Here is an 11,356-nt window from a genome sequence, read left to right as displayed (position 1 = left end):
CCCCCCCCCCCCCCCCCCCCCCCCCCCCCCCCCCCCCCCCCCCCCCCCCCGCGGCCCCGGCCCCCCCCCCCCCGCCCCCCCCCCCCCCCCCCCCCCCCCCCCCCCCCCCCCGGGGCGTGGTGATCGGTGTGGTCAATGACCTGCGATGTTCACGGCGATGGTCCTGAATGTAGGGGCGCAGTACCGGGGTCGCCTCCGGCGGGAAATCGCTGAGGGAACGATCGATTTCGCCGAGTTCTTCGTCGCACATGGTGATGGTCTCGATCAGGCTCGGGTCCGCGCGCTGCGCCTGGCCGACCTGGGCCATCCAAACCCGGCAGGGATTGAGGAGGTCATGGCGGTCGAGCACGGTCAACAGCGGGGCGATGATGGTGCGGACCTCCTGTTCGGACAGGTCCTCGGTACGGCCGCGCTTGGCCGCCCAGAGCTGGGCCCGGACGTCGTCACTCCACCGTCGCACCGCGCCCCGCATACCCGCGAAATCAGTGTCGGCGTGCCGGTAGGGACAGTCCTTTGCTCCCGGGTAGGCCCGTAGGTAAATCTCGGCGCAGTGGCGGACACGGTCTTCCTGGGAATCCAGCGGAAATCCGATTCTGATTTCCGCCACAAGATACGACCAGCGCTCGCCGCGGCCGCCCACGCCCTCATGGAAGAAACGGCCGATCTTTCGTTCCAGGGTGCGCCTCTTCAACAGCGGTATACCCGGTACCACGCGGCGAGCGACGTCACTCAGGGAGACCGGATGGGCCAGATACGTGTCGTAGCGAAAACGTAGCAGTGCCGTCACGTGCGGGTCTACATGCTCGACCGGGGGGCTCTGCCGCTTCTCGGGCATCCATCCGTCACTCTCTGCGAGGGTAGTCCTGTGCGTGATCACCATGGCCGAACGGGCGCGGGGTACGGGAACTCCTTCACCGCACACCGTACAAGGCCGCCGGGACCCGGCCGGTGCGACATTAGCTGTCGCATTCCCCGGATCGCCGTCCCGGCCGTCCGGAGAGTTGAGACAGTTTGCCGCGCATCCCGACCGTCGGTAGAAGACTTCGCACGGGGTCATTCATCCCGCCGCCTGGCTCGTCCGGCCGCCGCGCGTTCGGCGTTCGGTCGGGTTCGGCACCAGCTCAACAATGTGACAGCTGTGACAACAAACCCCTTCTCGTTTTCTGGGAGTGCCCGTTGACCCGACGCCGCCGCCGTCCGCCGCCCCGCGACCGGATGGCACCGCCCTGGCCCGGTCCCACGCCAGGCCCGGCCGAGCACGCCTGCGACCAGCGCTGCCGGCACCGCGTCCCCATCCCCGGCACGCCCACGGTGGGGCGGCTGCGCAGTCGTGTCGCACCGCGTCCGCACCCGGGTCAGGCAGGCACACCGGAACCGGCCGACCCGCCCGCGCACAGCAGAGATAGCGGGCGTGGTGGACTGTCGTCGGGTGTGCCGGCGGCGCGGGGTCCCGGCCGCCCCAGGGAGGCGACGCGGCGCGCATCCGGCCAGGTCAGGCCAGATCGGCACACTCCCGCGGCCACGCCGCCGGGACCCGCCGGACCGGGGTGGACACGGCCAGGGCGCCCTGTTCTCGCCCGGTCCGCCGGCTGCGCGCTGTCCGGCGAACGCGGCGAACGCGGCGCGCGCGCAGGAGCGGGAGCTGGTGGGCGGGGCGGGACGGGCGGCGGCCGGACCGGTGGTTTCGAGGATCCCGCCGGCGGTGGCCGGCCCGGCCGCCGCCGGCGGCGTGCCGGGTGGCCGCCGCGGGCCCGCTCTGACGGGCCCTGCTACCGGGCCGCGAGGCTTGGCTGGCAGCTGTGCGCGGTGGGTGCCGTCGGGTGCGTGCTCGCAGGCGCCGGGATCACCGATGTGTCCTCGATGCTCAGCCAGGTGTGGGGGGCGTCCGTCGGCGTGCTGCTCGGCCGGGCCGGCGGGGCGGCCACCGTCCTGCGGCGGGACCGGCGGACGCGTCCTGTCAGGCCAGCGGCCACCGCCCGGCCCCGTCCGCCGGTCCGGCCGCGCACCCAGCGCTGCCGCGATCTACGGACCAGGCTGTGCCCTCGAGACCGGCGCCCACAGGACCAGCGCGGTGCGCGGGGCCGGCCCGTCTCGTCGGACCGGCCGCGGGTTCGGTCGCGGCGCTAGCCTGGCCATCCGCCCCGGTGGGCACGTCCCAGGCATGGCCCGTCGCCGTGCGGTGCCATGCCGTGCCATGCCATGCCGTCGCGGCCGGGGGCGGTGCGGTCACAGGCCGACGCGGCCGGAGGGGTTGTCACGGTCGAACAGGCGGCCGGGGCGGACGTAGGAGTCCAGGCTCGCGGCCGAGCGCCAGCGTCCCTGGCGCATGATGGCCCGGTCGTGCACGCCGGCGCGGGCGGCGGCGGTGGCGAACCCGGAGCGCAGCGAGTGGCCGGCGAAGTCCGCGGGGTCCAGGCCCGCGGCGGCCACCCGGCGCTGCACGATGCGGGCCACCGAACCCGGGTGCAGCCGGGTGGCGGCGATCTGGCCGTGCCGGTTGATGCCGCGAAACGCCGGGCCTTCGCTGAGCCGCGCGCGCCGGACCCACGCCGTCCAGGCCCGCACGGGGCAGGTCGCCCGGTGCGAGCCGTAGGTGATGCCGACGAGCGCGCCGGCGCCTTCCTGGTCGGTCTTGGAGCTGCGGACATGGACGACGAGTCCGTCGGGCGTCTCGTCGAGGTCGGCGACGTCCAGGCCGACGAGTTCGGCGCGACGCAGGCAGCCGGCGAACCCGACGAGCAGCAGCGCCCGGTCACGTAGGTCGGCGGCCGGGGGCTCGGGCTCGGGCGGGGCGTCGAAGGCGGCCATGACGCGGGCGAGCAGCTCGGTGTCCAGCGCCCTCTTGCGGTCCGGGCGGATCCCAAGGGTGCGGCGCACCCCGTCCCACACCGCGCTGACCTGTGGGGCGCGGGTGGGGCTTGGATACCCGGCGAGCTGATGGGCGACCGAGATCGCCGCGATCCGCCGGCGGATCGTCGTGGGCCGGTAGCCCGCGTCGGCGAGCGCCGCCAGGTAGCCGGCGACGGTGGACGGGGCGGCCGGGATCGCCTGCGGGCCCCCCGGCTGCTGCGCGCACCAGGCCCGGAACTGGCGCAGGTCACTGTCGTAGGCGCGCCACGTCGCACTCGCCCGCGACGCCCGCGCGTAGTCCCCGGCCCGCTCGGCGAGCTGCGGCACCAGCGTGAACGCCGTCGCCTGCGTCGTGGCCGGCGCGGGCGGCGTTGCGACCTCCCCCGCCGCGCCCATACCCGGCGCCGCGATCCGCACATCGCCGCCCGCGCCCGGGTGCGCCGCCGACGGCATGTCCGGGGACAGGGGCCAGGGGGACATGGGCCAGGTCGGACGCGACGCGTCGGGCTCGTCACCTGCTGGCCTGATGCTCACCGTCGTCATTATCCGCCGGCGGCGCGCCGCGGCGGTACGCGGCGGCGGTACGCGGGTGCCGTGCCCGGCCGGCCTCGCGCCGCGGGCGGGTCCGTCCTACCGCGACCAGCGGTGCGGCCAGCCGGCGTGCCCGCCGCGGTCCCAGGGGCCGCGCGGCGGCGGATCGCGCACGACGCAGTACGTCGGGTGAATACCGGGGCCGTGCACGCAGGACACACAGCCGTCCCGGCCGCAGACAGGTCCATGGACGGGGCCGTCTGCTGGGCGGGGCAGGTCCACGGCCGCCGTGGCGCTGGCGGCGCCCACCACCACGGCCATCGAGGCGCCGGCGAGCAGGACGGCGGCGCGACCCATCGGTCTCGATTTCACGAGCGACACTCCTCACATCGATGTGGGAGCTCAGCATCGAGGGCAGCGGACGACCGGGCGACGGCGCCGCACATGGCGCGATTCGCCGGCAGACAGGGACATGCCGGGCCCGCGATCCCCATGGCCACGCCTTGATCGCGGTCAACGTCGGCTACACGACACCACGCCCATCCGACACGATCATCCATGGTCAGGTGCGATCGAGTTGACGCCGCTGATCACCTCGGCCCGCCGGGGGGCAGGTCAGCCGTCGTGGATGGTCATGCGGTGGCGGGCGGCGAGCGCCGGCAGGTCCGGCACGCCGAACTCGGCGCCGAGCGCGTCGAACAGGTCGACCTTGTCCGCGCCGAAGCGGCGCAGCGACGCCCGGTAGGCCGCCGCGGTGAGGAAACTGCCCGGCCGGCTCTTCGAATGGAACTTGTCGGCGTACATCACCAGGCGTTCCTCGACTGTTTCGGCGAGGTAGTCGGCGGGTGGGATGGGCAGTCCGCCGGCCTCGATCTCCGCGCGGGTCAGCCCGACACCCGTGTGACACGACGCGAACCGGCAGATCCGCGCCGGCAGCCCCTCGCCGGCCAGCAGGTCGTGGCCGAGGATCCCGTGGCGTAGGTACTGGGCGTGGTCGAGCTGTCCGCAGGCGTCGTAAAGCCGGTAGACGCCGATGTCATGCAGCAGTGCGCCGGTACGCACGAGCGTGACGTCGGCGCCGGGCGCGGCTCCCGCCGAGAGCAGGCTCGCGGCGAGGTCCCACACGATCCGGCAGTGGGTGTGCACCTCGGTGAACGCCGCCGCCGTCGGCGCGTGCCGGCGATGCAGCCGCTCGGCCTGCCCGTCCGGGTCGAGCCCGCCGGGTTGCGCCGCCGCGATCCGCGTGGGCGCCTCACCGATCTTCGCGGTGCCGCCGGTTGCCCTGGCTCTGGTGCTCATGCCAGGACCGTAGCGGGGATTCGCCCGTTCAGGCGGAGGGGGTGGATCCGTTCTGGGTGACCGTGGCCGGCTGCGCCGGGGTGGACGGGACTGCCGTGACGGGCACGGCTGGGGCGGGGGCCGCCACGGCTATGGGGGCCGCCACGGCTGCCGGGGCCGGCGCGGGAGTCTGGGCCGGTGACACGGGCTCGGCCGCGGGCTTGTCGTCCTCGTGCAGGCCCTTCACCTCGGACTTGAAGATCCGCAGCGAGCGGCCGAAGGAACGGGCCGCGTCGGGCAGCCGCTTCGCGCCGAAGAGCACCATGATCACCACAAGGATGATGAGCAGTTCGGGTGCGCCGATGTCTCCCACGACAACCATCCTTTGGGCCGGGCCGCGATGCACATGTCGGAACAGGCCGGACGCCGGGCGTGCAGGACATCCCTTCCGGACGTGGCCCTGCCAAGCATGGTACGACCACGACCGCGCAGACCGGCATGCGTTCGGCCACAGGATGGCCCCGCGCATGATCGTCAGATCTCCGTGGCCGACCGGCCGCCCAACGTCCGCCGCCCGTCCACTGTCCGTCCACTGCCCGCGCACCGCCTGCCCACTGTCCGTTCATCTCCGGCGGGGCGGGCGGAGCGGCGGGCCCGGTGCGCGGCCTCGGTCGACACCGTGCGGGCGAGCGCCCCGTACCTTGCTGGGCTGGGCGTCGGTGGTGGTGGCGGTGGCGGTGGTGGTGGTGGTGGCGGCAAGGTAGCCGCCTCGCGGCGCCGTCACCGCGTCGTCCCACCCGCTGGCGCCTCGACGCGGGCGCGGGGCGCCGCCTACGCTTGGCCGGTGCGCGCATCGGCGGTGGACGGCGGGCTTGCCGGGGTGCATATCGCCGCGCGGGTGCGTAGCGGGCAACGGTCGGCGCACGATGAGGTGCGCGCCGCGTTCGCGCGCATCGCGGCCCGCGATGGTGAGCTGCGGGCGTTCCAGCAGCTGTGGCCCGAGCATGCCTTCGCCTGCGCCGCCGAGGTGGACCGCCGGGTCCGCGCCGGGCAGTGGCTGCCGCTTGCGGGGGTGCCGCTGGGGGTCAAGGCCAGCGAAGGGCTGTGCGCGGAGCAGACGGTGCGCCTGGTCGCGGCGGGCTGCGTGCCGGTCGGCGCCACCGCGGTGCCCGGCCCGGGCACCGCCTGGCAGACCTGGGGGCACACCGATCGCGGCCCGACCCGCAACCCGCACGATCCCGCCTGGAGCCCGGGTGGCTCGTCAGCGGGGTCGGCCGCCGCGGTGGCCGCCGGGTTCGTCCCGCTGGCCACCGGCAGTGATGGTGCCGGTTCGATCCGCATTCCGGCGGCGTGGTGCGCGGTGCTCGGCCTGAAGCTGACCACCGGCCGTCTGCCCGCCCGCGACCGCGCCGGACTGACCGCCCCCGGCGTGCTGGCCCGCCATGCCCTCGACGCCGCCGCCTACCTCGACGCGGTGACCCACCCGGGCGGTGCGGCGAACGCGGGCGGTGCGCCGCGCGTGACCTGGTCGGCCACGCTGGGATTCGCCGCCACGGCCGCACCGATCGCCGCCGTCGCGCGCGCCCAGCTGCGACGTCTGGCCGCCGCCGGTGCGCTCACCCTCACCGACGCCACCGTGCGCCTGCCGGACCCGGCTGTCTGTTGGATGTCGCTGCGCGCCCCGGCACCGGGGACGGGGAACACAGGTGAGGCGCGGCGGACCCGGGCCGCGCTGCACGAGGCACTCGAGGTTGTGTTCGCCGGCCATGAGCTGCTGGCCACCCCGAGCACACCGAACCCTCCGCACGGCCACGACGGCCCGGGGGAGACGATGAGTGTCGCCCTGACCTGGGCTTTCAACATCACCGGGCATCCCGGGGTGAGCATCCCCGCTGGCTGGACGGACGCCGGGCAACCCGTCGGCCTGCAGCTGGTCGCCCGTCCCGGCCACGAGACCGACCTGCTCGCCATCGCCCTGGCCGCCGAGCACCTGGCACCACTGCCCCGGTCATGGCGGCCTGCCTCCCGCCGATTCGCGATCCGCTGAGTTCTCCTTTCCCCCTGCTGCCCCTTTTTTCCTTCTTCCTTCCTCTTCTTCCGGCGGAGATGGCCCGGTGCCGAGTTTCGACGTGACGTGGGACCGGCCGGTCCCGGCCGCGCGTCCGGCTGCCGGCGAGGCGGCGGCCTTCCCGCGCATCCCACCAGGGGAAGCGCCCAGGTCCCCGGGATCGTCACCTTCCGCACTGGGCGGCAGGGCAAGATCCGGCTATCCAGGTCGCCGTGGGGGGCATTTCGGACATGAACGTCCCCACAACGACCTGTTTGGATCTCGGTCCGGTCTGGCTGCGGGAGTTTCGTCGCGGAGCGTGACGATGGCCGCGTGGCGGCGGCCTGCGACCCCGCATCGGAGAACGCTGACCCCGCATCGGAGGACAGGGTCGGTCGGGTGTCGGCCCCGTCCGCCGACGGGTCGGGGCGTGGAGTCCGGGTCTGGGGTCTGGGGTGAGCTGTCGGCTGGCTGACGATGGATGCCGGGTTTGTGTCAGGCAGGCCGGTGGGTACATCCGGATCCATCCAGTCGTCGATCATCAGCCGTCGCCCCGATGCTGATGATCAGCTTGTCGGAGGTCCCTGTCATGCTCTGGACCCTCATCAGTTGGATCATCCTCGGTCTGCTGGCGGGCGCGCTTGCCCGTCTGCTCGTGCCGGGGCGTGACCCGATGAGCATTTCCGCGACGATCCTGCTCGGTGTGGTCGGCTCGTTCGTCGGTGGCTTCCTCGGCTACGTCCTGTTCGACAAGGATCTCGGTGACGGTGCGCTGCAGCCCTCCGGCATCGTCGGGTCGATCCTGGGCGGCATTGTGGTGCTGCTCGTCTGGCGCGCCGTCGGCGGCCGCGACCGGGCCCTGCGCCGCTGATCCGGACCGTGGACGGGCGGGCGCGAGCAGGCGGTCGGGAAACCGGGAGGCCGGCGGCATACGGGCCTCACCACATGGCCATCCGGCCTACCGGCGCGGGCCGTCCTACTCTTGGAACCCGTGCGGACACTCACGGCAGGGTGGGCCCCGGCGCGGGCGGCGAGGGCAAGCGGCTTCGCGGCCGTGCTGGTGGTGGTAGTCGTGCTGGTGGGGGCGGTCCTGGCGGGCTGTGATGCGCAGGGGGACGACTCCGACGGCGCCGGGGTCACCGTCACCGAGGTCAACCCCACCGTGACCAGTGCCGCCGCGTCGTCGTCGTCGGGCGGCTCGGCGTCGCGGCCGGCCTCGCCGTCGCACCCCACCTCCTCCGCCGGCACGGGAGGTCAGCCGGCTGGCGGTGCGACCCCGCCGTACTGCGGGGCGGGACGCGACGTCGAGGAGATCGTCGTCGAACAGTGGTCGACGGGGGTGTTCCGGATCTCGCTGCGGCCCTCGGCCGATTCCCGCAAGGCCCCGCGTGACGCGACGACCCGGACGCTGTGGAGCGCGATCCAGGGCTGCGTCGGCGACCTCGGCGGCGCGCGCAGGGCCGACAGCCTGCACGAGCAGCTCGCCTGCCACCAGGCGCTGGCCCAGGTCCGTTCCCGCGGTGGGGGTTACGCCACCGGGGACACCTACGACCTGGAGAGCTGGCGGCCCCCGATGGACCCGAACACCTTCGCCACCTGGATCACCACCCGGTGCGGCAACACGTTGGGGACCGACCCGTCCGGCCCGCCCACACGGGTCTACCGGCCCGACGGCGTCGCGCCCCAGCACGCGGTCAGAGGCGAGCACAACTAGCACCAGGACGGGGCCCGCCGGCATGTGCGGTTCGTGTCATCGGGGGCTGTGTGGCGTGGGCGTGTCCCTGTGGTGGCGCTTCATCGAGGGTGTCGTGGACGGGTGTGGGCCCGGGGGTGCCACCCCGACTCCCCCGCCAGCCCGGAGATCAACAAACCGCTATGCTGCGCCGCCATGAGCACGACACCTGACGACGCGGTGGGCAAGGACGAACCGGTGGATCAGCCGGGCCACGCGCACGACGGCGCCCCCGACCCGCAGCGCCCACACCCGCGTGACGCCGATCAGGCCGCCGCCAATCTGGCCGCCGCCAATCTGGCCGCCGCCAATCTGGCCGCCGCGGACGTGACCACGAACGGTTTCGCCGCGGGCGAGACGGCCATCGGGAGCACGGCCCTCGGCGATCCGGCTCCTGGCGATCCGGCCCTCGGCGATCCGACCCCTGGGGATCCACGGCAGGACGGGCCAGGGTGGGAGGAGGCGATGCTGGGCCGTACCCGCGACGCCTACGACGCGGTCGCCGACCTCTACGCCGACATGTTCTCCGGGTCGCTGGCGCACCGGCCGCTGGAGCGGGCGATGTTCGGCGCGTTCGCCGAGCTCGTCGCCGAGCACAGCGCGGCGACCGGCAGTCCCGGCGTGGTCGCCGACGTCGGCTGCGGCCCCGGGCACATCACCGCCCATCTGCACAGCCTCGATGTGGCCGCGGTCGGCGTCGACCTGTCCACGGCGATGATTGACCGGGCGCGCAGGGACTATCCGGGTCTCACGTTCGAGGTCGGGCTGATGCACCGCCTCGAGTTCGGCGCGCAGACGCTGTCGGGCATCGTCGCCTGGTACTCGATGATTCATCTGCCGCCGGGGACGGTCCCGCGGCTGTTCGCCGAGTTCCGCCGGGTGCTGGCGCCCGGCGGGCAGCTGCTGCTGGCCTTCCAGACCACCGAGGTCGCCGACACCGGGCCCCAGCCGCACGCCCACCGGGTCGCCCCCTCGCATCGCTGGCCACCCGACCGGGTCGCGCTGCTGCTGCGCCGCGCCGGGTTCGTCGAGACCGCCCGGCTGCTGCGCGACGCCGACGAGGTTGACACGCTGCCCAGCGCCGTCCTGCTCGCTCGGGCCCGCCCCTGACCGTCCGCCCGCGCCCGGCCCGCACCGTCCACGCCCGGTCGGGACCGGGCGTGGACGCGGGTCAGTGGCCGATGACGCGCACGTCGGGATAGGTGCGGCTCGGGCCGTCGAGAAGCGGCTCGGGGCGCCCGGTCAGCGCGCGGGTGACGAAGGCGTCCACGTAGGCGCGGGTGATCTGCAGAGCCCGGCTGCCGGACAGCGCCGGCACGGAGGCTGAGCCGGCCGAGGCCGGCGTGGCCGGGGAGGCCGGGGCGGGTGGGGCAGGTGGGGCGGGGAACTGGTCGGCGATCACCGGGTCGTCGGTGAAACTGAAGTGGTCGGCGCCGTCGACGTCCAACCACAGTCGAGGGGCCCGCAGTCGCGCCCACGCGGCCACCCACGTCGGGTCGTCGGCGTCCGGGTCATCGGCCGCCCCCGCGGGACTGTCACCGGCACCTGCTGGCGTGATGGTCCGGTGGGCGCCGCCGGTGCCCGAACCCGCGCGTCCCGAGGCCGGGCCGGGATGGTCGGCGGTGGCGCCCAGCAGCAGCACGGCCCGCCCGGGCAGCCCGCCGGCGGCGATCGGTTCACCGAGGGTGCCGTCCAGGTTGACCGCGGCCCGCACCCGCCGGTCGTGGGCGAGCAGCGCGACCGCGGCCGCCCCGCCGAGGCTGTGCCCGACGGCGGCGATCCGCGTCGGGTCGATCGTCGCCGACCCGCGCCACGCCGGATGCGGGCCGATCAGCCGGTCCAGGACGAACGACAGGTCCGCGACGCGCGTGCGGACCGCCGCGGCATGGTCGACGGAGGTGCGGATGCGGTCGCAGGCAACACAGGTGAGCATCCGCGCGCCGGACGCCGAACCCGCGGATCTCCGCCCGGAGGGCTCCGGTCCCGCGAAGGCCTGCGCGCCGGGTCGCCCGGCGCCTGGCGACGGACCGGCCGCCGCGGCGCCGCCGGGCTGGCCGCCGGTGAAAAGGGTGCCGACGGACTCGTAGGCGTGGTCGACGGTGGCCGCGACCAGACCGTCGCTGGCGAGCTGCTCGGCCAGACCCGTCAGGGACCGCCGGCCCACCCCGAGCCCCGGCGAGAGCAGCACCAGCGGATGGTGCCCGCCCGCCGCCGGCGCCCCGGTGCGGCTGCTGATCGTCATCGCGGCGATGTCGTCGGCGGACAGCGCTCCCGCCAGGCCGAGCGCGGCCAGGTACAGATGGATCTCGTCCGGGTTGGCGTAGTGGGCCGGGGTTCCGTCGGCGGCGGAGGCCGGATAGTAGACGTCGACCATCACCTCCCGGGGTGCCGCCGGCACCCACGGGTCGTGACGGGTGGAGTCGATCAGGCGCAGGGTGTCCCGGCCGACGGCGTACGTCCCGGTGGGCCGGGGCAGCACGAGGCGCGCCGCCGCTCGCGCCACCCCCGGCCGGGCCGTCGCCGCCGCGGGTCCCACCCCGGCCGTGGCCATCCCGGCCGTGGCTATCCCGGCCGTGGCGGTCAGCGTCATCACCGCCACCGCGCCCCGTAGCATTGCCCTAAATCCGGTCACTGATCGACCTCGCACCGTCACTGTTGTTACTCTAGGTGCATTTCCGGTTGCCGATCGGCGCGGCGTGTAGTCCGTCATCCGACACCACGACGGCGCCCCCGGCGGGCCGCGCGGGCCGAACCCCTCCCCGCAACACACACCCACCGCCACCACACGGCGTGACGTCTCCCGTGCCGGCGGTCGGTTGTCGGCCTCTCCCGGTCCGTTCAGTTAGCAGATGCGCACAGCTCGTCATAGGGTTGCGCACTGAGGAGATGCGGATTGCGCCAGTCTGATCCCGTATGGC

Annotated in this window: 10 protein-coding genes; 4 read left to right on the top strand and 6 right to left on the bottom strand. The window is 74.4% G+C overall.

The features are described from left to right. The 5 genes from MXD95_RS06125 to tatA form a co-directional block, all read right to left on the bottom strand. Positions 1-835 (bottom strand): hypothetical protein (locus MXD95_RS06125; protein ID WP_250639562.1); only part of this gene is annotated, 835 nt, incomplete at its 3' end. A gap of 1,391 nt (positions 836-2,226) precedes the next feature. Beyond that, complete coding sequence (locus MXD95_RS06120) at positions 2,227-3,303, bottom strand: site-specific integrase (protein WP_374121977.1); 1,077 nt, start codon at positions 3,301-3,303, stop codon at positions 2,227-2,229. 177 nt (positions 3,304-3,480) lie between these two features. After that, complete coding sequence (locus tag MXD95_RS06115; RefSeq protein WP_250639560.1) at positions 3,481-3,753, bottom strand: hypothetical protein; 273 nt, start codon at positions 3,751-3,753, stop codon at positions 3,481-3,483. Positions 3,754-3,996: 243 nt separating this feature from the next. Then, on the bottom strand, positions 3,997-4,680 hold the full coding sequence (locus tag MXD95_RS06110; RefSeq protein ID WP_250639559.1) for an HD domain-containing protein: 684 nt from the start codon (positions 4,678-4,680) through the stop codon (positions 3,997-3,999). A 28-nt stretch (positions 4,681-4,708) separates the two neighbouring features. Then, a complete protein-coding gene (gene tatA, locus MXD95_RS06105; RefSeq protein WP_250639558.1) occupies positions 4,709-5,032 on the bottom strand; it encodes a Sec-independent protein translocase subunit TatA in 324 nt (107 codons plus the stop codon). Between the two features lie 171 nt (positions 5,033-5,203). On the opposite strand from tatA, the gene MXD95_RS06100 reads away from it, so the two are divergent. From MXD95_RS06100 to MXD95_RS06085, 4 genes are all read left to right on the top strand, one after another. Next, complete coding sequence (locus MXD95_RS06100) at positions 5,204-6,706, top strand: amidase family protein (protein ID WP_308301452.1); 1,503 nt, start codon at positions 5,204-5,206, stop codon at positions 6,704-6,706. A 589-nt stretch (positions 6,707-7,295) separates the two neighbouring features. Then, the gene (locus MXD95_RS06095) at positions 7,296-7,577 is read left to right on the top strand and encodes a GlsB/YeaQ/YmgE family stress response membrane protein (RefSeq protein WP_250639556.1); all 282 of its coding nucleotides are present in this window, start codon (positions 7,296-7,298) and stop codon (positions 7,575-7,577) included. Positions 7,578-7,697: 120 nt separating this feature from the next. Further along, a complete protein-coding gene (locus tag MXD95_RS06090) occupies positions 7,698-8,420 on the top strand; it encodes a DUF2599 domain-containing protein (RefSeq protein ID WP_250639555.1) in 723 nt (240 codons plus the stop codon). 174 nt (positions 8,421-8,594) lie between these two features. After that, entirely contained in the window at positions 8,595-9,548 is a 954-nt protein-coding gene (locus MXD95_RS06085; RefSeq protein WP_250639554.1) for a class I SAM-dependent methyltransferase, read from the top strand. Between the two features lie 61 nt (positions 9,549-9,609). On the opposite strand, the gene MXD95_RS06080 is transcribed toward MXD95_RS06085, so the two are convergent. After that, positions 9,610-11,028 (bottom strand): alpha/beta hydrolase, encoded by a 1,419-nt coding sequence (locus tag MXD95_RS06080; RefSeq protein WP_250639553.1) that lies wholly within the window; start codon positions 11,026-11,028, stop codon positions 9,610-9,612. Positions 11,029-11,356 lie beyond the last annotated feature (328 nt).

It is taken from the genome of Frankia sp. AiPa1, from assembly GCF_023243075.1.
In the GTDB taxonomy this organism is placed as follows: domain Bacteria; phylum Actinomycetota; class Actinomycetes; order Frankiales; family Frankiaceae; genus Frankia.
This window is presented reverse-complemented; position numbering and strand designations above follow the sequence as displayed.